At 45.9% G+C, this 21,221-nt stretch carries 18 protein-coding genes; 8 read left to right on the forward strand and 10 right to left on the reverse strand.

What is annotated here, in order from left to right:
• Positions 1-185 precede the first annotated feature (185 nt).
• Entirely contained in the window at positions 186-1,586 is a 1,401-nt protein-coding gene (lysA, locus tag AC5JL3_RS09675) for a diaminopimelate decarboxylase (protein WP_496074282.1), read from the reverse strand.
• Positions 1,587-1,688: 102 nt separating this feature from the next.
• Between lysA and rimI the strand changes: the two genes are divergently transcribed.
• The 3 genes from rimI (at position 1,689) to AC5JL3_RS09690 (ending at position 5,966) form a co-directional block, all read left to right on the forward strand.
• Entirely contained in the window at positions 1,689-2,342 is a 654-nt protein-coding gene (rimI, locus tag AC5JL3_RS09680) for a ribosomal protein S18-alanine N-acetyltransferase (RefSeq protein ID WP_496074283.1), read from the forward strand.
• Positions 2,343-2,605: 263 nt separating this feature from the next.
• Positions 2,606-5,074 carry an ATP-dependent Clp protease ATP-binding subunit gene (locus AC5JL3_RS09685; RefSeq protein ID WP_496074284.1) on the forward strand — a complete coding sequence of 823 codons (2,469 nt, stop codon included), beginning with the start codon at positions 2,606-2,608 and terminating at the stop codon, positions 5,072-5,074.
• 103 nt (positions 5,075-5,177) lie between these two features.
• Entirely contained in the window at positions 5,178-5,966 is a 789-nt protein-coding gene (locus tag AC5JL3_RS09690) for an SAM hydrolase/SAM-dependent halogenase family protein (RefSeq protein WP_496074285.1), read from the forward strand.
• On the opposite strand, the gene AC5JL3_RS09695 is transcribed toward AC5JL3_RS09690, so the two are convergent.
• From AC5JL3_RS09695 to AC5JL3_RS09705, 3 genes are all read right to left on the reverse strand, one after another.
• Complete coding sequence (locus AC5JL3_RS09695; protein WP_496074286.1) at positions 5,942-6,361, reverse strand: hypothetical protein; 420 nt, start codon at positions 6,359-6,361, stop codon at positions 5,942-5,944. The two genes, AC5JL3_RS09690 and AC5JL3_RS09695, sit on opposite strands and share 25 nt — an antisense overlap.
• Positions 6,362-6,658: 297 nt before the next feature.
• Positions 6,659-7,651 (reverse strand): AIPR family protein, encoded by a 993-nt coding sequence (locus AC5JL3_RS09700; protein WP_496074301.1) that lies wholly within the window; start codon positions 7,649-7,651, stop codon positions 6,659-6,661.
• Positions 7,652-7,654: 3 nt separating this feature from the next.
• Complete coding sequence (locus AC5JL3_RS09705; protein WP_496074287.1) at positions 7,655-8,386, reverse strand: hypothetical protein; 732 nt, start codon at positions 8,384-8,386, stop codon at positions 7,655-7,657.
• A 166-nt stretch (positions 8,387-8,552) separates the two neighbouring features.
• Here AC5JL3_RS09705 and AC5JL3_RS09710 point away from each other — a divergent pair, with 166 nt between their 5' ends.
• Positions 8,553-8,870 (forward strand): hypothetical protein, encoded by a 318-nt coding sequence (locus AC5JL3_RS09710; protein WP_496074288.1) that lies wholly within the window; start codon positions 8,553-8,555, stop codon positions 8,868-8,870.
• 136 nt (positions 8,871-9,006) lie between these two features.
• On the opposite strand, the gene AC5JL3_RS09715 is transcribed toward AC5JL3_RS09710, so the two are convergent.
• On the reverse strand, positions 9,007-10,221 hold the full coding sequence (locus AC5JL3_RS09715; protein WP_496074289.1) for a phosphodiester glycosidase family protein: 1,215 nt from the start codon (positions 10,219-10,221) through the stop codon (positions 9,007-9,009).
• 8 nt (positions 10,222-10,229) lie between these two features.
• Here AC5JL3_RS09715 and AC5JL3_RS09720 point away from each other — a divergent pair, with 8 nt between their 5' ends.
• Together AC5JL3_RS09720 and AC5JL3_RS09725 are read left to right on the forward strand one after the other, a co-directional pair.
• Positions 10,230-10,394 carry a hypothetical protein gene (locus AC5JL3_RS09720; protein ID WP_496074290.1) on the forward strand — a complete coding sequence of 55 codons (165 nt, stop codon included), beginning with the start codon at positions 10,230-10,232 and terminating at the stop codon, positions 10,392-10,394.
• 29 nt (positions 10,395-10,423) lie between these two features.
• The gene (locus AC5JL3_RS09725) at positions 10,424-11,110 is read left to right on the forward strand and encodes a Uma2 family endonuclease (protein ID WP_496074291.1); all 687 of its coding nucleotides are present in this window, start codon (positions 10,424-10,426) and stop codon (positions 11,108-11,110) included.
• 76 nt (positions 11,111-11,186) lie between these two features.
• Here AC5JL3_RS09725 and ftsH2 read toward each other — a convergent pair whose 3' ends face one another.
• Both ftsH2 and cpcD/petH read right to left on the reverse strand, forming a co-directional pair.
• Positions 11,187-13,073: an ATP-dependent zinc metalloprotease FtsH2 gene (gene ftsH2 / locus AC5JL3_RS09730; RefSeq protein ID WP_496074292.1), complete on the reverse strand. Its 1,887-nt coding sequence runs from the start codon at positions 13,071-13,073 to the stop codon at positions 11,187-11,189.
• A gap of 419 nt (positions 13,074-13,492) precedes the next feature.
• A complete protein-coding gene (gene cpcD/petH / locus AC5JL3_RS09735) occupies positions 13,493-14,725 on the reverse strand; it encodes a bifunctional rod-capping linker CpcD/ferredoxin--NADP reductase PetH (protein ID WP_496074302.1) in 1,233 nt (410 codons plus the stop codon).
• Positions 14,726-15,270: 545 nt separating this feature from the next.
• On the opposite strand from cpcD/petH, the gene AC5JL3_RS09740 reads away from it, so the two are divergent.
• Both AC5JL3_RS09740 and AC5JL3_RS09745 read left to right on the forward strand, forming a co-directional pair.
• The gene (locus AC5JL3_RS09740) at positions 15,271-16,275 is read left to right on the forward strand and encodes a phosphoribulokinase (protein WP_496074293.1); all 1,005 of its coding nucleotides are present in this window, start codon (positions 15,271-15,273) and stop codon (positions 16,273-16,275) included.
• 121 nt (positions 16,276-16,396) lie between these two features.
• Positions 16,397-16,735: a hypothetical protein gene (locus tag AC5JL3_RS09745; protein WP_496074294.1), complete on the forward strand. Its 339-nt coding sequence runs from the start codon at positions 16,397-16,399 to the stop codon at positions 16,733-16,735.
• A gap of 153 nt (positions 16,736-16,888) precedes the next feature.
• Here AC5JL3_RS09745 and AC5JL3_RS09750 read toward each other — a convergent pair whose 3' ends face one another.
• The 3 genes from AC5JL3_RS09750 to AC5JL3_RS09760 form a co-directional block, all read right to left on the reverse strand.
• Entirely contained in the window at positions 16,889-17,470 is a 582-nt protein-coding gene (locus AC5JL3_RS09750; protein WP_496074295.1) for a TIGR04376 family protein, read from the reverse strand.
• A 67-nt stretch (positions 17,471-17,537) separates the two neighbouring features.
• Positions 17,538-20,147, reverse strand: a complete 2,610-nt coding sequence (locus AC5JL3_RS09755) for a CHASE2 domain-containing protein (protein ID WP_496074296.1) — start codon at positions 20,145-20,147, stop codon at positions 17,538-17,540.
• 126 nt (positions 20,148-20,273) lie between these two features.
• A complete protein-coding gene (locus AC5JL3_RS09760; protein ID WP_496074297.1) occupies positions 20,274-21,041 on the reverse strand; it encodes a DUF928 domain-containing protein in 768 nt (255 codons plus the stop codon).
• Positions 21,042-21,221: the final 180 nt, after the last annotated feature.

Consider the following 21,221-nt stretch of genomic DNA (forward strand, 5'->3'; position numbering starts at 1 on the left):
TGCTTATAGATTTTTACACTCGCCACAAGTTAATTTTGCGATCGCGTCCTTTCTTGACACAAGCTTTACAATCTGAGCTACCTCTCTTAGCACTTTACAGTTCAAGAGTGGCTTCTCCTCCTTATTGGACTATAGCTTTTTGAGACACGCTCAAAAATAGTCTTACCCTGCCTCAACAAACAGGTTCAGGTCAGTCGTTTTGGTAAACGATCCTGCCGAATTAAATCCTCGTAGGTTTCTCGCTCCAAAATTAGCTGAGCTTCCCCTTCGTTTGCTAACACCGCTGCTGGTCGAGGTAGACGATTGTAGTTAGATGCCATGCTGTAATTGTAGGCTCCAGTGCCCATCACCACAAAGATATCTCCTGGCTCTGTTTGAGGCACGATTGCTTCTTTGATGAGAATATCTCCCGATTCGCAGTGTTTACCCGCAATGGTAACGGTTTGTGTGAGGGCAGCTGACATCCGATTAGCAACAACAGCGCGATATACCGACTGGTAGGTAATTGGACGAGGATTATCGGACATCCCGCCATCAACTGCCAAGTAGGTTCGCATTTCTGGAATTACCTTACGGCTACCTAAAGTATAGGCAGTGACACAGGCTGTCCCAATAAGCGATCGCCCTGGCTCAGCAAGAAGCTTCGGTAAGGGCAACTGCTGCTCCTCACAAACGGCGACAAGCGCTTCACAAACCCCTTTTACCCACTCGTCAATACTTGGGGGATCATCTGATTCTGTATAACGAATCCCCAAACCACCCCCAACATTTAACTCTTGAATTCGCAACCCGTAGCGCGAGGCTTTATTCAGAGAATCTACAAGAACACCCGCCAAATCTCTGTGAGGTTGCCTCTCAAAAATCTGAGAACCAATATGAGCGTGTAAGCCAATGCAGTTCAGGATTGGGTGTTGGCTAATAAAGGCAAAAACATCGTCTAAGGCGTTGGGATCAAAACCAAACTTACTATCGAGGTGTCCCGTGCGAATGTACTCATGGGTGTGACACTCGATCCCTGGAGTCAGCCGCAGCATAATCCGAAGCGGTTGCTCTTGGAACGTCCCGGCAATGTCTGCCAAAGTCTGTAACTCTAGCCAGTTATCCACCACAATGGTGCAACCGCTCTTGATCGCTAACTCCAGTTCAGCGATTGATTTGTTATTGCCGTGGAAATAGAGCTTCTCAGCACTGACACCTGCTTTGATTGCCGTATAGAGTTCACCGCCTGAAACCACATCGATCCCCAAGCCTTCAGAAGAAGCGATCGCACAAACGGCAAGACAACTCCAAGCCTTAGAAGCATAGAGGACAAGTGATTCCCCTGTGTAGTAACGAGCAAAGGCATCGCGGTACTGGCGACAAGCCGTTCTTAGGGTTACCTCATCTAAAATATAGAGAGGGGAACCAAATTGCTCTACCAACGTCTTCACATCACAGCCACCAATTTCCAAGCAGTCATGGCTGTTGACTTTAGCCGACAGAGGTAGCAGTTCCTGATTGGGTGAACGCTCAGAGAGTGGACTAGTGGGTGAGGAGAGATACTGACATCCAGTATTTTGCACCTGGGCAGAGAAAGTCGATCGCATAATGTAATTGTTTTCCTTGGTTGGCTTTAAAGGCGGAACTGGCGAGGAGCCGACAAAGATGCTCCGCCTTGGGTCTCCTTAATCAGTGTACAATTGAGGGCTGTGACTTTCTTAGAACTCCATCCGCTAACAGCAGCAGAGCTGAGCGCAGTCGTGAAACTAGACGAACTGTGCTTTGGCGGACTTTGGACGCGATCGGGTTACGAGCGAGAGTTGGATAGTCCCAGCAGTCAGTTGCTGGTTTTAGAAGCGCGGCGAGAGACCAAGGAATCCGGATTCCCAATCGTATCGTCTGAAAGCTTTACTCAAAACTCGCTCAAGGCAGAGATTGAAGCCGACCCGACCTCTCAAAAATCCTTACTGGGATTAGGTTGTTACTGGTCGATTTTAGAGGAGGCTCATATTACAATTCTTGCGGTGCATCCAAACTACCAGCGTCAAGGGCTGGGTCAATTAATGCTGTATGCTTTGCTTCGGGATGCTAAAAAACGTCAGTTGGAGTGGGCAACCTTGGAGGTGAAGCCATCGAATCAAGCAGCATTGTCTCTTTATCACAAGTTTGGCTTTACTGAAGCTGGACGACGCAGACGCTACTACAAAGACACGGGGGAAGATGCTCTAATTCTCTGGCGCGGCGGTCTGCAAGCGCAGGAATTTGAGGAAACTCTTACCCATTGTTACCAACAAGTAGAACGTCAACTCACCTTAGGGGATTGGCAACTGTGGACAGACGAAGCCATTGAGGAGGCAAGCTAGGGTATCAAACCAGCAATTGTTTGCTCAAAAAATTCGCCCTCTACAAGGAGGCTCAAATGACTACTAGTCAAGCGAGATGAGCATCCCTAAAGAGTTAGCTAATCCCTAAGGCAAAAACCTACATTCCCAAAGATCCCCACTGATTAGGTAGGGAAATCCCAACCAAAATCATTGCATCCGGTTGTCGTAAAACAGACAGCCGGAGAATTGCCCTATGCTAAAATCAGCTTACACGGGCACGCAACAGGTGATGGAATTACGCCATGTTTGAACGCTTTACAGAAAAAGCCATTAAGGTGATCATGCTGGCCCAGGAAGAGGCACGTCGCCTGGGGCACAACTTTGTCGGCACGGAGCAAATTCTCCTGGGTTTGATTGGGGAAGGGACGGGCGTCGCCGCCAAAGTCCTCAAGTCGATGGGTGTCAATCTCAAAGACGCTCGAATTGAAGTAGAGAAAATCATCGGCAGGGGTTCCGGCTTCGTTGCGGTAGAAATTCCGTTTACCCCTAGAGCCAAGAGGGTTCTAGAGCTTTCTCTAGAAGAAGCTCGCCAACTAGGGCACAACTACATCGGCACGGAACATCTGCTTCTGGGGTTAATCCGGGAAGGAGAAGGAGTCGCCGCTAGAGTGTTGGAAAACTTGGGAGTTGATCTGACCAAGGTAAGAACACAAGTGATTCGGATGCTCGGTGAGACGGCAGAAGTCTCAGCAGGAGCTTCCACCGGGCGCACAAAGACACCAACACTCGATGAATTTGGCTCGAATTTGACGGTGATGGCGTCCGAAGGCAAGCTTGACCCCGTGGTCGGGCGTGCTAAGGAAATTGAGCGGGTAATCCAAATTTTGGGACGCCGCACGAAGAACAACCCTGTGTTGATTGGAGAACCTGGGGTTGGTAAAACAGCGATCGCAGAAGGATTGGCTCAGCGGATTGCTAACAATGACGTACCCGACATCCTCGAAGAAAAGCGGGTCGTTACTCTGGATATTGGTTTGCTAGTTGCTGGCACCAAGTATCGAGGGGAGTTTGAAGAGCGCTTGAAGAAAATCATGGATGAGATTCGTCAAGCTGGGAATGTCATCCTAGTCATTGACGAAGTTCACACCCTGATTGGTGCTGGTGCGGCGGAAGGTGCGATTGATGCCGCCAACATTCTGAAGCCGGCATTGGCAAGGGGTGAACTCCAGTGCATCGGTGCGACAACGCTGGATGAATACCGCAAGCATATTGAACGGGATGCCGCACTGGAGCGTCGTTTCCAGCCTGTAATGGTTGGTGAACCGTCGGTCGAAGAGACGATTGAGATTCTCTACGGTTTACGCGAACGCTACGAGCAGCACCACAAGCTCAAAATCTTAGATGAAGCGCTAGAAGCGGCAGCGAAGCTTTCAGATCGTTATATCTCTGACCGCTTTTTGCCCGATAAGGCAATTGACTTGGTGGATGAAGCCGGAAGCCGGGTTCGCTTGATCAACTCCCAGTTGCCACCAGCGGCGAAGGAGTTGGATAAGGAACTGCGTCAAGTGCTGAAGGATAAGGACGATGCGGTTCGTTCCCAAGACTTTGATAAGGCTGGGGAACTGCGCGATCGCGAAATGGAAATCAAAGCCGAAATTCGCGCGATCGCACAAAGCAAAAAGACTGAAGTGGGTGCCGAAGATGCTTCTCCTGTTGTTAATGAGGAAGACATCGCCCACATTGTTGCCTCTTGGACAGGTGTTCCGGTGAACAAGCTCACCGAGTCTGAGTCTGAGAAGCTGCTGCACATGGAAGATACCTTGCATCAGCGGCTGATTGGTCAAGAGGATGCCGTTAAAGCTGTCTCGCGGGCGATTCGTCGGGCACGGGTAGGCTTAAAGAACCCCAACCGACCCATTGCTAGCTTTATCTTCTCTGGTCCTACCGGGGTTGGTAAGACAGAATTGGCGAAGTCCTTAGCGTCCTACTTCTTCGGTTCGGAAGATGCGATGATTCGCTTGGATATGTCGGAATACATGGAGCGCCATACAGTTTCTAAGCTGATTGGTTCACCTCCAGGATATGTGGGCTACAACGAAGGTGGTCAGCTAACCGAAGCGGTTCGTCGTCGTCCTTATACTGTGGTGCTGTTCGATGAAATCGAAAAAGCACACCCCGATGTCTTCAACATGCTGCTGCAAATCCTTGAAGACGGGCGTCTCACCGATGCTAAGGGTCGGACAGTGGACTTCAAGAACACCCTGCTGATTATGACCTCAAACATTGGTTCTAAGGTGATTGAGAAAGGTGGCGGTGGTCTTGGCTTCGAGTTTGGCGAAAACCTTGCCGAGTCTCAGTACAACCGTATTCGATCGCTGGTCAACGAAGAACTCAAGCAGTACTTCCGCCCAGAATTCCTCAACCGTCTTGATGAGATTATCGTCTTCCGCCAGTTGACGAAGGACGAGGTGAAGGAAATCTCCGAGATCATGCTCAACGAGGTCTTTGGTCGCCTCACAGAACAGGGTATTACCTTGAAAGTGACCGACAAGTTCAAAGATCGGTTGGTGGAAGAGGGTTACAGCCCCAGCTACGGTGCCCGTCCGCTGCGTCGAGCAATCATGCGCCTCTTAGAAGATGTTCTAGCTGAGCAAATACTCAGCGGTAGCATCAAAGATGGAGATACCGCGATTGTCGATGTTGATGAGGCTGGTAACGTGAAGGTGCTACCTGGTGAGAAGCGAGAACTCTTACCTCAAACGGCTGAGTAAGAAGCTTCACTTGAGTTAAGCAACGATCAACAGTTAGCTTTAAATTAAACGGTAGGGAGGTCAGTCTTCTCTACCGTTTTTTGTTATTACAACGCAACACCCTATGTTCATCTGCCTCATTGCTGACTACGGCACAGGCGACCCAGCTTTTGCTGAGGTAGCACAGCGTCTAACTGGGCTATTGCCTTCATCCCAAACTTACTTACTCTCAGTCCCTCCGTTTAGTACCCTCGCAACAGGGTTTTGGATTGCTCAACTTGGGCTGAATCCTGGTCCGGAAGAACGATTGATTTATCACAATTGCGCTCCTCGCAAGGATGACTCGGAACCGAGACCCGATAATGAAGGGGAGGGATTGACTTATGCCCTACTGCCGAATGGGGTCAAGGTCGTTGGTGTCAACGCGGGTTACACACTTTCCTTTATCAAAAACCAAGTAAAAGCCTTACACATTCTCAATGTCTCTAGAGGTGGCTCACAGTTCCGTTCGCGGGATGTATTTCCTGGTGCTGCTGCTGCTATTGCTAAGGATGACCTCAGCCTCTTGGGAACAGCCCTGAAGCCTGAGCAAATCCCTGACCCACCAACTGACAGAGTTGCTTGGATTGATGGCTATGGGAACATCAAAACGACGATTCCTGCCTCAAGTATTAATTTGCAACCCCAAACTAAAGTGGTGATTCGGATTGGGGATGTAGTGAGTGATGCCGTGTACTCAGACGGTACATTTGATGTTCCGGAGGGGACTCTAGCGTTTGCTCCGGGGAGTTCCGGTTGGGCTATCGATCAAGGAGAACCTGTACGTTGGATGGAGCTTTTCTTACGCGGTGGTAGTGCTTGGGAACGCTTTGGTAGACCACGTGTGAATCAGTTTGTGACACGCATTGGTTGAATTGGGAAGCAACTGGCGGCGATGAGAGGATTAGTGAGAGTTTGAGAGAAACAGGGCAAAAACTCGTTGACTAAGGTTTTCAAATGAACCTCTCGGAGTTTAGCCAGTTGAATTAAAGCCTCAGCTCGTTCTGCATCTTGATGCTCTATCTGGTCTACATAAGTTAGTAGCTCCTGAGCCTCTGTGTCTGTAATCTCTCCATTCTCATTGCGCTGACGTAGATAAGTCAGCCTAATCTGGTTGTCTTCTGGCAGTCGGCGCTGAATAATTTGTAGTAACGCCTCTTCTTCTTGCCTTGAGGCTGTTACTTTGCTCGTCTGATTCGCTTGGCCGCACAAGGATTCTAAAAACTCAAGTGCTTTAGCCAAGCATTCTCCTGGTAGTTGGTCAACCAACTCCTTAGCTCTCTGACGAATTTCTGTTGGTGCAGTCGTGTTACACCTGGATTAACATATGCCTGGTTTGATTGTATCTAAACATTAGGGTTGAAGAGGTTGGTGGAAGCGATCGCTCCTCTACGTCTTTGTGCAAAAGGCGATCGCAGGAATCCAACGAGGACTAGAGGATGTAGACGCAGGTAGAACCCCCCGCTTGAGGCGTTTGACTAGGGAATGCAGCAAAAGTAGGGCATTATGAAGTTAGGACAGAAGCTCAAATTGAGGCAGTATACCTGTGGCTTAAAGACTGATCGCTTAACCCCTAGGAGACACAAAGCTTTTGAAAGACGTAAAGACCGGATTAGGATTAGTAGTCTGACTGACATAAATAGCAGTGCTAACCTTGCTAGAAACACTTTCGAGAGCATTAGCTTCAGATAATATTTCTGATAAATCTTTATCGATTACATTTGAAACAAATGCTAAAACGGCAGTTACAATTGGTAGCCATAATACAATCAAATCATTAATTGATTTATTGCTAATATTAGCTGCTTCAGGGGTGAAAGCAACTTGTGATAAATCAACCTTTTCACCAATTATTGATTCCAGACACCTTCCCACAACAGCTATCAGAAAACTTTTAAATGCCAGGTTTCTGAATAAAGATATTTGCTTTTCCTCAATAGTAACTAAACTATGATTAGCCTGCTTTCTACTAAGCTCAATTTTTCGTGCATATATTGCTTTTGAAAGACTATGTACAAACAGAATATGCCTTGCCTTCTTGTCTTTAAATGCTTGATCATAGGAACTGCGACGCTCAAATAGCGCATTTTTACCTCGACTAGCGCTTGTACAATCACCAACAAATGCAAGCATTGGCTGGATGACTTGCTCAATCCCTAGTTGAGATGAACTAAATCCTCTCTTCAGGGAGTATTCATAACCAAAGCTTCTGAATTCACCAGCAATACGCTTTTGTTCAGGACTATTACTATACTGATCCCAAGTTTTGATTTCATTTTGGGTATTGTTATACTTGACTATTTGACTAATAGTATCTGCATCTGAACATTGGATAATACGGCAGATAACTTTTACTTCTTTTAGATCGTACTTATTAATATCTACTGAACCAATTGAACCGGTTGTCTGGGCACCATTGATAATCGAAATACCTTGCAGAGTTGTTGTGCAATTCCGCTTACTTCCTTCAAATCCCAGTGTAAGAATAGTAATTCCATTGTTATATACCCAGAAGTTACTTGGCTCATTCTCTGCTGATTGTCGGATGCCAGTGTTGATTTTTCAGCGCTTAGTTATACCTAGAAAACCTCGATAATTTGCCGAAAACAAGTCATCACCATATTTATTGAAAATATCTCTTAACCATGTTCCGGGAACAGATAGTATCGCAGATTGCCATAAAGGTCCCATCTCAGTAAACTGAACTTGACTAGGACATTCAACGCTCTCCTTAACTGCAATAGATGACTCTTGTGCCCAATAGAGACGCTCCAGGGTCTCAATTCCTAGTTCACGATAAACAACATTGATATTTGCCTCGCTTGGCAAACTTCTTGAAAGGTGGGTAGCGGTAGTAATCAGTTCCTTAGATACATTGACTGATTCTGGTAGATTATGAACATAAAGCAAATCAATCTGCTCTATATCTCCATTGTCTATAGCTTTACGGCAGTCCTTAATAATAGTTCTTAACCTATCAGGAACTTCATTTAAATCTCCCGACATTAGCCAAGCAGATGCCGTATTCAAATCAGACGCTTTGTTGGCAGGCGCACTGTCAACTTTCCTAGAAGAATAATAGCCTTGAGAGAAGACTAGTCTCTTTGAATCCCAGTCTAAATATATGAAGTCAATCTTTTTGTCATTGCCGTCATCCGTAAGAGAATCAGCAGCTAATTGCTCTGCATCTAGATAGTCTAAATAAAGAGCCATTGACCAAGCTAAATAAGCATTACCTTCTCTAAACTTTTCAATTAGTCCTGTATTCGCCTTGAATGCTTTGAGATAATCCATACTAATTTTAAATTTTTAAGATAGCGTGGAACACGTTGAAACGTTTGTAATGACTAGTATAATTTCACCGATGGACTAAAGCAAAAATTGGTACTCAATTTTCTTGTGTTGTTCCGATATCTAGAGTATTAGAATAGGTAGTTTCATCGCAAACGGAGAACCAACAATGACAGAAGCAAAATCCACCCGCCAAGTTCGTCGGGGAAGATTATTCCCCCATATCCAGTGGTCTCCACAAAAGATAGCTCAGTCGAAAGCTGAAACAGAAGCGTTGTATCAGCGCTGCCAACTAATTTTTGATCGATTACAGCCTCAGCTAATCAAAACTCACAACAATTCGTATATTGTAATTGAGCCAGATAGTGGAAACTATATTCTTGATAACGATAAAATAGCGATCTTACATAAAGTGCGCCAGACTTACCCGAATACTAAGACATTTTTGTTCCGAATTGATGAAACAGGAGTTTCTGGAACAATATGATTCAAGGCGAGTTTTGCGATGATGACGAGTTACTTTTTCCAATAGAGTTAATCAACGTAGCTACTACTCATGAAGACGATCGCCCTTCCCAAGAATCTCGACTATGCGATCGCGTAATGTATAGGTACTTCACTCTTCATTTCAATTGGAACGTACCGAAGATTCTCCGGTTTTTCAGGCTGGAAATCCGAAGAGAATAACCCTCTTGCACGGGACTTTGGGGCATCCACTCATAAACCCCATCACTGGCGGTACGAGAAGAGATGACTTGGACACGTTCGGTTCCATTATTCAACTCAATCGTCACATCGCTGTCGAGATTGTCCCTCCACAAAATGAGATAAGGCTTTTTCTCCTCCAACTGCACCTTACCAGCAGGCTGGCTAACTTTGATGAGTGGCGAAACTAGATTTTTGCCTTTGGTGCGGAATCCCAGGTAATGCGGTAGCTTGCGGAAGACTGGATTATCTTCCTGATTAGCTGGTTGAGGTAGGATAATATTCCCCTTTCGGGAATTGAACAAGTAAGTCGAACTGCCGCCGTCAATGGTTATGATGTCCCCTTTAACCCCTAATTGATGTAATAAATCGGCTGCTTCGTCCAGTGTGGCTCTGTTCACTGTCATAATCAACAGCAGCTCGTCACCTTTAATACCATCAAAGTCTAGTGTACCGATGACATGATATCGATTCGCTTGATTTTTGCCTAATACCTTAGCTGGATGGTCACTGTACTGGTAACTGACAATTGCATTTTTAACACTGCTTTGGTTCAGAGGCGAACCACTAATCGGTTCGTAATCTGTAATATACGCTGCTGAATCATCCCAGACCAAAGCCTTCAATCGGATATCACTATAAAATTTATCTGCGGGTTCGCTGACAGGGCCATAGGGGCTATGTCCAGCAGTGATAACTTCACCATTAAATTTAATTGGGAAGGATAACTGTGAACTGGACTTATATTGTTCAAAAAAAGAACAGTTAATGAGGGAAAAAACTGTATCGCCGTATAGTTCTTTGTATTCGTCGGTGACTTCCTCAAATAGCTTCATTTTAAAGAAAGGGCTGTAATACTCACCTTCGCCCTGATAATATTTCCCTTGCTCCAGACCCATATTATCTACCTCTCCAACCAGTTGATCTATTTGCATTTTGTGCAGGTCAATCACTTGCAGATAAGCTTCATTGCCGTCAGTTAGTTGTTGTTTGTACAACCCTGCGCCGTCTATAACTTCAAGAGGCTGATAAGAAGATGAAGGGGTAAAGGTGTGGGCAATCCAAAAGCCACTGATCCAAAAGCTAGCGATAATCGCAAGAAAGAAAAAAAAGAGGTTGCTTACAAAGTTCATAACTATTGATGTTTGTGGTGATCGCTTCTAACACGATGACTGAAAAGCGATCGCGTAGCAGCAAATTTTATAGAGTCAAGATGGAGCGATTTCTACAGAACGCTACTAGACTAGTGAAGCAACGACGCGATCGCTTTTACAATTTCATCATGCACCGCAAATCACTACAGTAAAACGCACGATTTAACTACAGAGTCATACCATGTTAGCCAGTACCGCCAACTACGAAATTACTTGGGAAAAGCTACCAGATGACTTCGTTCTAGACGATGAGCCAGTGGACAACCTCAATCAACCGTCCCTTGCCGCAGCCTTAACCGAAAGCTTGGAAATTGCTGGAAAGCTTCCAGCTAATGCCCTAATCACTACCAACTACGGCATCTGCGCCACTGTCAATCAAAAGATGGTTGTGAAAGCTCCAGACTGGGCTTATGTTCCATCTATTGGGGTTCCACGCGAAGAAGTCAAACGTAGTTACACACCCCGACTCCAAGGCAATATTCCAGCCATCGTTATGGAATTTCTCTCTGATACAGAAGGGGGTGAATATTCCAGCAAGCCTACCTACCCCCCAGGTAAGTGGTTTTTCTACCAGCGAGTTCTAGAGGTTCCCAACTACGTCATTTTTGAACCGGATGCAGGGGAGCTAGAAGTTTATCAGTTGGATGATTCGGCACAGTATCAGCTACAAAACCCCGATGCCAATAACCGTTATTGGGTTGCCCAAATGGGGTTATTCCTAGGAGTATGGCAAGGAACTAGGGAAAATCGCACAGGCTACTGGTTACGATGGTGGGATGAAAATGGAGAACTACTGCTGTGGGGTTCAGAACGAGCTGAACGATTAGCCGCACAACTCAGGGCAGCCGGAATTGAACCAGAGGCTTGAAAAGACAGGATTTTAAGCAAAAAAATGGAGATGATTTTTACCATCTCCATCGATTTATTTACTTAAGTATTTGAGATTACAGCACAGGAACGAATTGCTCCTTGTCAGGAACCTCCGTGTACTCTGCAACAATCTGGCGGAACTCTTCACCATCAATGGTTTCCTTCTCGATTAAGAGGTCAACCAGACGGTCAATCACGACACGATTTTCCCGCATGATTCGCCGCGCATCTTCATGGCAATGCTCAACAATTGTGCGTACTTGGTCATCAATCCGTGTGGCAATTTTTTCTGAGTACTCTGCTCTTGAGGTCAAACCAGCACCGAGGAATACTTCTCCTTCTTGACTTTCCAGCGAGAGTGGACCTAAGTCTGACATACCAAAGCGCGTTACCATTTGCCGCGCCATTGCCGTCACTTGCTGTAAGTCACCACCAGCACCTGTTGTCACTTCAGAATCGCCAAAGATTTCTTCCTCTGCCGCTCTGCCTCCCAAAGCTCCACTAATCCGAGCTTTGAGTTGAGAGCGAGTAATTAAGCCTTGTTCTTCGTTAGGAGTAAACCAGGTCAAACCCTGAGCTTGTCCACGAGGAATCAAGGTAACTTTCTGTACGGGGTCATGGTCTTTGAGAACTGTGCCAACGATCGCATGTCCAACTTCGTGGTAAGCAATTAAGCGCTTGCTCTTGCTGTCTACGAGTGGAGTGCCTTCCATCCCCGCTACAACGCGGTCAACAGCGTCATCAACTTCAGCCATCGTAATCGCTTCTTTACGGCGACGGGCAGTAAGGATTGCCGCTTCGTTCAGCAGGTTGGCGAGGTCTGCACCTGTAAATCCAGGAGTACGCCGTGCGATCGCTTCTATGGAGATTTCTGGCGCTAGTTTTTTATTACGAGCATGAACTTCCAAAATACCGATACGTCCTTTCATATCAGGCGCATCGACCATCACTTGACGGTCAAAACGTCCTGGACGCAATAGGGCGGAATCCAAGACATCAGGACGGTTAGTCGCTGCGATGATGATAATCCCGGTATTTCCTTCAAATCCGTCCATCTCCGTGAGCAACTGGTTCAGGGTTTGCTCTCTTTCATCGTTGCCCCCACCGATACCTGCGCCACGCTGTCTTCCAACTGCGTCAATTTCATCAATGAAGATGAGGCAAGGAGCGTTTTCTTTGGCTTTCTTGAACAAGTCACGGACGCGGGAAGCACCGACACCAACGAACATTTCAACGAATTCTGAACCGGAGATACTGAAGAAAGGCACTCCCGCTTCACCTGCGATCGCTTTTGCCAGGAGAGTTTTTCCTGTACCCGGAGGCCCAACTAAGAGGACACCCTTAGGAATACGTGCGCCAACGGCTGTGAAGCGTTCTGGCTGTTTGAGGAAGGTAACAACTTCTTGTAGTTCTTCTTTAGCTTCCTCAATCCCTGCCACATCATCAAACAAAACACCAGTTTTCGCTTCCATCTGGAACCGAGCGCGTGACTTACCAAAGTTCATCGCTTGACCGGGGCCACCTGTGATGTTGCTAGAACGACGGAAGAGGAAAAACAGCCCAGCAATTAGGAGAATTGGAAAAATTAAATTTCCGAGCAATCCCCAGATGGCACCATCGTTCCGCATTGGATGTGAATCCAGAGTGATATCCGCCTCTCTTAGCTTGGCAACTAATTCTGGGGCGTTCGTTGGCAGATCAACTCGTAGCCGTTGCACTCGGTTATCCAGTTCCGGATCGACCGCTTCAACAATTGCTGTCCGACCAGCATCATAGAGGTCAACACTAGTGACTCGACCAGCATCCAGGTATTCCAAGAAGCGACCATAGGTCATGCGAGTACTAGCTGTATTCTTACCCATATCACTGGCAGCGGTAGAAAATGTTCCCTGCCAGAGGAAAAACCCAATAACAAGGGCAGGTAATGTCCAAAGTAATATTATTCTCCAAGAAATTTTCATCTGTTATTTACCTCTAAATACTGGTCATACACGCTGGTAGTAGCCTTACAGAACCATTGGGGCAAGCAAAGCCCAGCTAAAGAATTGAATGAACAGAAAACTTTACTCTTACTACCTATCCATCGTTTTATCAAAACTGTCGGGTTTTGAGCTGTATAAAGGTGAAGACAAGCACTTGTAACGTTATCTTAACTAAATTTAACTTAATTTTCATGCTCTAAGCAAGCCGCTCTCATTTTGAAGGCGACTGAGAGTAGGGATTGGAAACACATGAAAAACGACTAATTGTCAAGTATTTGACCGATTTATCTCCCAAAAGTATTAGCGCGTCTGCATCTTTTAGCAGAAGCCTAAAGAGCAGACGCGCCAGTTAAATTTGAGTAGGGCTAATTGCCGATTAAGTACACGACGAGATAAACCTAGTAGGTTTCAACGTGCCAGCGACCAGCCCTCTTCATTTGCTTTTGATACTCAGACCAGGTAACACCTTGCTTTTCGGCGGCGGAGGAAAGGGCAGCATCAATGCCGTCTTCCATACCCTTTAAACCGCAGATGAAGCCGTGAGTCTTCTCGTTTTGCATCAGGTTCCAGAGTTCTTCAGCGTTCTCGGCACATCGATGTTGGATGTACATTCTGCCGCCTTCAGCATTCTTTTGTTCCCGGCTGATGGCATAGGTAACGCGGAAGTTATCCGGAAACTGCTGCTGTATCTCCTCTAGCTGTTCCTTGTAAAGAATGTTAGGAGTAGTAGCGACACCGAAGATCAACCAAGCCAAACCCTTGAACTTGTAACCTTCGTTCTGCTCTTTGAACATCCGCCACAGGAAAGCCCGGAATGGTGCAATTCCAGTACCCGTTGCCATCATGATAATGTTGGCTTCCGGGTCTTCGGGTAACAACATTTCCTTACCCACTGGTCCCGTGATTTTTAATTCATCTCCTTCCTTGAGATTGCACAGGAAAGTAGAGCAAACGCCATAAACGGTTTCGCCTGTTTCAGGATGCTTATACTCTAGCTGTCTGACACATAGGGAGACAGTCTTGTCATCCAAATGGTCACCATGGCGAGTTGAGGCGATTGAGTAAAGCCGAAGCTTATGAGGTTTGCCTTTGTCATCTGTTCCGGCTGGAATGATGCCAATACTTTGACCTTCTAAGTAGCGTAAATCTCCTCCAGAGAGGTCGAAGGTTAGATGGCGACAAGTGCCGATTCCACCTTCCTTAACTAGCTCTTCATTCGATAGACACCGACCAATAAAAGGAGCATTAGGCCGGTAGATATTGACGGGAATGTCAGTTTTCGCTTTTGCTTGAGTCATGGACTTGCCTTTCTCTTCTGACTTGGTTTGCTGTGGTTCAGCTTTTGGTTTAGCTTCTGGTTCAGCTTTTGGTGCGGCTTCGACCTTCACACCATTGTCAGCAGTTAGAGGCTGAATGCTAACAATTTTTCCACCCATACGGGCAATGCGCTGCATCTCCTGATTCATTCGGCTGTAGGGTACTGTGATAAACACACTACCGCTTCGACGAATCGGGTAGTTCAGTTTGTCGGTTTCTTCGTTCTGACGTAGACCAATCACTTCGTAAACAAACATACGACTACCAAATTCCGTAGTGTTGGCGGAATTAGTAGCCGCGCTAGGACTGTACATTGCTTCAATATCTCCTTGCCCAAACTTTAATCTGTTGCTAAAACGCGCCCTTTCACCACAAGCCGATTCCACTGTTGGATTCGGGATATGCTCGCGTAGAGCCGACGAAAGCACTCTTAGCGTAACATTGTAAAGCTATGCCCAGTCCTGTTTTACAGTTGTCGTAGGAAAGCCAACTGTAATGCCTCCACTCCATAAGTTACATAGTCATCAACTCAAAAACTGTCAATATTGAGTCAATTTCAGGTTTTCTTTACACAAAATGCACGAGCTACCTTAGCATAAATACTGAGGCGAGATGATGCTGTTTGCAGTAAGCCTTGTACGGGTAACCTTGTTTTGGTAAAATTCACTGTTAGCAGCTAGTAGTAAATACTTACGCCGTACCAAGCTTAAAGTCTTCCCTAAAGAGGCAGTCATAACGCACATTGTGCCTTCATGATGTGTCGTTAAATCGCACTAAAACAGAGGGGTTGACCCACGGCTAGAGGCTTTGACTTGCTGGAAGATCTATTTGAGAATATGTTTTACGTTAGAGGGAAGATATGACCACTCAGCTAGACCGCGTGGTATTAATCGGTGTTGCCGGAGATTCAGGGTGCGGTAAATCAACATTTTTGCGCCGCTTGGAAGACCTGTTTGGCAAAGAGTTTATGACTGTGATTTGTTTGGATGACTACCATAGTCTGGATCGCAAACAGCGTAAAGAACAAAAAGTTACAGCATTAAACCCTAAGGCAAATAACTTTGACCTGATGTATGAGCAAATCAAAGCGCTCAAGGAAGGTCAGTCTATTAATAAGCCGATTTATAACCACGAGACTGGTGAACTTGACCCGCCAGAGCTGGTGAAACCTAATAAAGTCGTTGTGATTGAGGGGCTTCACCCACTATATGATGAGCGGGTGCGATCGCTTCTTGACTTCAGCGTTTACCTTGACATCAGCGATGAGGTCAAAATTAACTGGAAAATCCAGCGAGATATGGCAGAGCGGGGTCACCGCTATGAGGATGTGCTAGCAGCAATTAATGCCAGACGCCCAGATTTTTCGGCTTACATTGAGCCACAAAAAGAACACGCCGATGTCGTTATCCAGATTTTGCCCACCGAACTCTTGAAGGAGGACAAGGAAAGCAAACTCCTGCGTGTGCGCTTAATTCAACGAGACGGTGTGGAAGGCTTCGATCCAGTGTATCTGTTTGATGAAGGGTCAACCATTGACTGGAGACCTTGTGGACGCAAGCTAACTTGCGCCTACCCTGGTATCAAACTGTTCTATGGTCCAGACAGCTACTTCGGTCACGATGTTTCAGTCTTAGAAGTAGATGGTCAGTTTGACAATCTAGAGGAGATGATTTACATCGAAAGTCACCTCAGCAACACCTCAACCAAGCACTACGGCGAGATGAGTGAGTTGTTGCTCAAGCATCGAGACGCACCAGGCTCTAACAACGGCTCTGGATTGTTCCAGGTTCTCGTTGGTCTGAAAATGCGAGCAACCTACGAACGATTGACTGCTAATCAAGCGCAATACGCTGTCAAGGCGTAGATAAACTTCCTGTTGCAACTCAAATAGTTGAGTACGGCGCGAGATGCTATTGTTGGCTCTTGCGCTTTATTTTGGTAAACAGGAGTTAAAGACGTACATTGGATGGGCGAGGAATCGAGTGATGAGAGTCTGGATAACCTGTTTTATACTCGTGTTTGGCATGGCAGAGTTTTATCAATGGGTGAGACACTTCACCATACCTCTGCCAGTATTTATTTTGGCTGGAGCAATACTAGCGATCGCATCTAACTACGGCAAATATGCGGGCTGGTCTTTCCAACAGCATGACCAAGCTGAGGCGAATCAAGGACAATCTCCTTCAATCGGTTTTACAAAGCAAGCGGACTGGGCGACGCTCAATCCATCGGCTGCCACACCAATGCCGAAAGCGAATCGACCAATTTCCTTCATCATCAATCGCCCGACTCAAGAAAGAGCAAGGGAAGACAGAAGAGGATGAGGTGATGAGGTGATGAGGTGATGAGGTGATGAGGGGAAAGAGAAAGTACTACATTTGAGGACTAACCTATGAGCGATACGATCGCTTTCGCTCTGACCTTCGACCACTGGCTACTGACTGGGACGGACGCTCGCTTGAATTTTAAATTAATGATTATCGTCCTATATTCCGCTTCAGCTGTTCCAACTCGTCATCCATTTCCCAGCGCCTAAACTTATCATCTAAGGGGTCTGCTCCACTAGGGATATTTCGGTTGCTACTCTGGTTCCAGGCAAATGCCTCCGACCCAGAAGGAGACTGATAACTACTAGCACGCGCAGCTTCCACCTCAGTCGCTTTTGCCTTCACTTCCTGCCGACGAACTTGAATCTGACGCTGTAACTCCTTAGCTTGGGTAATTCGCTGCTTTAGCCCTTCCATCTGTCCCCAGCGTTGGTTCCCCTGACGCAATAGAGCTGACTCTCGCTCTTGAGCGCCTTGAGCTAAATCCTCTCTACCTGCCGACCTTGCCTTGTCAACCCGTGCGTGCCAGCGTTGGATATCTTGGGCGATCGCAAGAATATCATCCTGCAAACGCTTTTGCTCAAGCTGTAAGTCAGCAACTAACCGGAGCGTGTCTTCTTCCTGCTCCCGTAGCTGCTCCTCTAGTGCCTGTAACTCTAGATGAGGGTTATTGCGGATAAATTCCTCTAGGCGGTTTTCAAGAAACCGATTGAGATCGTCAATCAAACCCACTGAAGGCACTCCTAAGCTCAGGTATGACAAACTATGTTAGCAGTCCTGCTCTCGCCAGATCCAAGAATTAATCGACAAGAGCAGCGATCTCGATTTGCTGACAGCGTTCTAGATAAATTTGAGCAACTGTGTCCCTAGGCGTTATTTTCAGGCAATCTTGAAGTAGCTTTCCTGCCTCCCTAAGCGAATTCATATTGTAAAGAAATAGGGCTTGTTCAAACATTGATTTTGTGAGTAGCTTCCCTATTCTCAGTTCTGGAGGATCGGCATCAAAGATTTCAAAGACTGAGACGATTTCTGATTTACCCTTAACTTTGACCTGATCGATAAAGCGGAAACAATACTCAACGGGGTGATGTAAACACAGAAAAGTATGATGAGAAATAACGAGCGACACTCCATAATCTTTTGTCAATTCTTCTAGGCGGGCGGCTAAATTTACAGCATCACCAATCACAGTGCCATCCATTCGGTTGTATCCTCCTACTGTCCCCAACATTAGAGAACCCGTGTTGATACCGATGCCGATTTGGATGGGTGGACGTTCCTGACAAGTCCCTGTTGTATTATATTCGGCAAGTCGATGTAACATATCGATTCCGGCTTTAACTGCGTCATCAGCACTGCGACTAAATAGAGCCATAATTGCATCGCCGATATATTTATCAATAAAGCCATTATTTTCAATAATTGTAGGCTCCATGCGGCTCAGGTAGGCATTGATAAATTTGAAATTCTCTTGGGGAGTCATCTTTTCCGAGAGAGTTGTAAAGTTACGAATATCGGCGAAGAGAACTGACATGAAAAGCGCTACCTGGTCGCCTAATTTGACATCACTAATACTTTCTTTATTCAACAACTGGAGAAATTGGCGTGGCACAAAGCGTGCATTTGCCTGATTGAGTTCATAGAGTTTATCAATAAACTTTTGTCGCTCTAATTCTCCCCGTTTGCGTTCAGTGATGTCTTGAAAGGCAGCGATCGCATAAGCAATGTTACCCAAGTCGTCATAGATCGGCGTTCCCCAAGCTTCGAGCGGGATAATCTTGTCTCCTCGATGAATTTCTATATCATCAGTGGTGGTACGTTCACCCCTCAACGCACGCACGATGGATAAGTTTTCTACAGGATAAATCTGATTTGTACCTGCGAGATAGATTTGATAAACCTCTGATAACTGATCAACGGTTGCTGAGGCTACGACCCCTTTACCCAGCAACTCAATAGCTTTCTGATTAGTAAAGTAGGGTTTACCTGTTGCATCAAGCACAGCTACCCCCACTGACACACCGTCTAGAAATTGAGCCAACCGCCGCTCACTATGGCGCATCGCTGTCTCAGCTTGGTGCTGCAACTCGGTGGTCATGGAATCGTAATGCTCGGCGGTAGTCTCCAATAAGATTTCCAGGTCAACCTTTTCACGCTGCAATTCTAGTGTTTGGTAAAGAGCGATCGCAATCACAGAGCCTGTGAATGCGAGAAATGGGGAAACCACAGGTATCCACCAGCCTCCTTCAACAAAGACGACGTAGCTGCCCGTGAGCAAAATACACCCCGCTGAGATAATGCACAGACCAAGGACTGTCCATCTCAGCAATACATTCTTTCTGAACAGATTTACCTTCAGCAAAGCTGAACTCAGTGTGCTGCCAGCCAAAGACCAACCCAAAATCCACAACCACTCGACAGGTTCCTCCCAACTCTTAATCAAAGGTCGTCCTTCTAGGGCTGTACTTAAAATCTGGCTCGTTAGATTGGCATGAATCATTACACCCGGCATTGGCTCAGGACTAGAGAAGAACCTGCCACGAGTATTAAAAATCGTACTGGAGTAGGGAGTGAAGAAATAGTCGTTGAGGCTTTGTGTCGTGGAGCCAATCAGGACAATGCGATCGCGTACCAAGTCTGATGAAATGCGATTTTCTAGAACATCTGTAAGCGATACAGTCCGGAAGTTTTCTTGTGTCCCGCGAAAATTCAACAAAATTTGGTAGCCACCAGAATTTGCCTTGATGTAACCACCTTCATTACCCGTAAAGGGCGTAAATACGGCTTTACCCAATCGGTAATGCTTCTTTTTAGGATTAATCACCTCAAGGGTAATGTTCTCCCTTTTGAGATACATTAAAGCCAGTTTTACTCCTAGGCTTTCTCTAGTTTGACCATCCTGTCCTTTAATCGTTAATAAGCCTCGGCGAACCTTGCCGTCCGTATCTAATACCAAATCAGCCATGCTCACTTGCTCAAGCTGGCTCAAGGTTTTTGATGGTGCAATAGTCTTTCCAACCACCTTCTCAACACCAATAAGATTGGGTGTTGATTTAAACACATTCACCAATGCCTGATGACCTGGTTCTACTGGCAAATCCCGGTAAATATCCAGACCAATGGCTCTAGGCTTTTGTGCTTTCAGGTTTTTAATGACTTTTGCCAGGACAGCATCAGAAATCGGCCATTGCCCAACCTTTTGAATATCCGACTCATCAATAGTGACAATAATAAGGCGTGTATCAACAGGCTCCCTAGGACGTAGACGAAAAAAGTGATCGTGAGTCACCCATTCCGACAGTTGCAAAAATCCCAGCGAGTTCGCAGCGACGACTAAGCCCGCTACACTAGGGGCAATAATCAGTACCTCTCGCCATTTCCAAATTCGTCGCTTGAGCTTTTGCCGCATATACCATCAGCAATCAGTAATACTTAAAAGTTGACCCTTTGCTGATTGCTAATTATTGACTTTGGAGTATTTAATTACTATCAGCCATTAGCCATTGATTATGTAGTGTCCTGATAATTTAAAACCCTATTGTAGTAGTGGCTTAGTTGCGATCGCGTTTAGCCCCACTGACTTTAATAAGTTTTCCCAAGTAGCGGCTAAGGTTAGATCATTCGGTTGCGATCGCCTTAGCTCTGCCAACGTTGCTACAGTATCGTACCAAATGCCATCAGCTCCGTACACGGCTGCCCGCTCTAGGGGTGATAGATTCTTGAGCTGACTACTGAATTCTGTATTAAGTTCAATTCGCTGAATCTGACTTTCAACTCTTGGATCGTCAACAGCAAGTCTTTCTCCGCAGATTGTGACAAACGACCATTGATAGCTCTTGCCAATTTCAAGAGCAGGTGCATCCGCTGGAAGCTTTAAGCTAACAATGCCAGACGTTTCAGGCATTGGTAACGTTGCTTGATAATAATAACTCTCGTCTTTATCCTTAAGAGAAAAAAATGCTTTTTGTGCAGATGTTTGAGGGACATAAACAAAGAAAGTTGGACGCTCTACCAGCGTTAATCCCCGATTAGTGGTTGGCATCAATGGCGTAATCGTCTGTTGGGAGGTGATCGCATCTTGGAGACATTGCCCACTATCGCGAGAAGCTCCTCCCACCGTATTATCAGGTTTCCCATCACCCGGAGGTTCAAATGTCACTTGAAAAACTGAATGACCCGGTAGGGTTGGATTTTGGCTTGCCAGTCTAGACTGTATCTCTGCCTGTGCGGGTAAGAGAGCCACTAACATGAGTCCTAAGGACAGACTCCCTGAAAATAGCATCAGGGAACTTTGCCGACCCATAATCAAGTATCCTCCTAAAAGCTGTTCTCACCAACTAACTATAATTGCTTTTTGTTTAGACTGTCACCGATTAGTCAATCTAGCTGTACATAACTTTTTATTCTTACTTTTTATAGAAAATATTCGGCTCTTCAGTACTTAGTATGCTAAATCAACAACTAAGATGCCAATTAAGCAAGC

It is taken from the genome of Symplocastrum torsivum, from assembly GCF_059505465.1.

What these genes read in the sequence shown, in the direction of transcription:
- lysA (WP_496074282.1), bottom strand. Translation starts at nt 1,586, where the DNA reads ATGCGATCGACTTTCTCTGCCCAGGTGCAAAATACTGGATGTCAGTAT.
- AC5JL3_RS09685 (WP_496074284.1), top strand. Translation starts at nt 2,606, where the DNA reads ATGTTTGAACGCTTTACAGAAAAAGCCATTAAGGTGATCATGCTGGCC.
- AC5JL3_RS09690 (WP_496074285.1), top strand. Translation starts at nt 5,178, where the DNA reads ATGTTCATCTGCCTCATTGCTGACTACGGCACAGGCGACCCAGCTTTT.
- AC5JL3_RS09705 (WP_496074287.1), bottom strand. Translation starts at nt 8,386, where the DNA reads ATGGATTATCTCAAAGCATTCAAGGCGAATACAGGACTAATTGAAAAG.
- AC5JL3_RS09710 (WP_496074288.1), top strand. Translation starts at nt 8,553, where the DNA reads ATGACAGAAGCAAAATCCACCCGCCAAGTTCGTCGGGGAAGATTATTC.
- AC5JL3_RS09715 (WP_496074289.1), bottom strand. Translation starts at nt 10,221, where the DNA reads ATGAACTTTGTAAGCAACCTCTTTTTTTTCTTTCTTGCGATTATCGCT.
- AC5JL3_RS09720 (WP_496074290.1), top strand. Translation starts at nt 10,230, where the DNA reads ATGTTTGTGGTGATCGCTTCTAACACGATGACTGAAAAGCGATCGCGT.
- AC5JL3_RS09725 (WP_496074291.1), top strand. Translation starts at nt 10,424, where the DNA reads ATGTTAGCCAGTACCGCCAACTACGAAATTACTTGGGAAAAGCTACCA.
- ftsH2 (WP_496074292.1), bottom strand. Translation starts at nt 13,073, where the DNA reads ATGAAAATTTCTTGGAGAATAATATTACTTTGGACATTACCTGCCCTT.
- cpcD/petH (WP_496074302.1), bottom strand. Translation starts at nt 14,725, where the DNA reads ATGTACAGTCCTAGCGCGGCTACTAATTCCGCCAACACTACGGAATTT.
- AC5JL3_RS09740 (WP_496074293.1), top strand. Translation starts at nt 15,271, where the DNA reads ATGACCACTCAGCTAGACCGCGTGGTATTAATCGGTGTTGCCGGAGAT.
- AC5JL3_RS09745 (WP_496074294.1), top strand. Translation starts at nt 16,397, where the DNA reads ATGAGAGTCTGGATAACCTGTTTTATACTCGTGTTTGGCATGGCAGAG.
- AC5JL3_RS09755 (WP_496074296.1), bottom strand. Translation starts at nt 20,147, where the DNA reads ATGCGGCAAAAGCTCAAGCGACGAATTTGGAAATGGCGAGAGGTACTG.
- AC5JL3_RS09760 (WP_496074297.1), bottom strand. Translation starts at nt 21,041, where the DNA reads ATGGGTCGGCAAAGTTCCCTGATGCTATTTTCAGGGAGTCTGTCCTTA.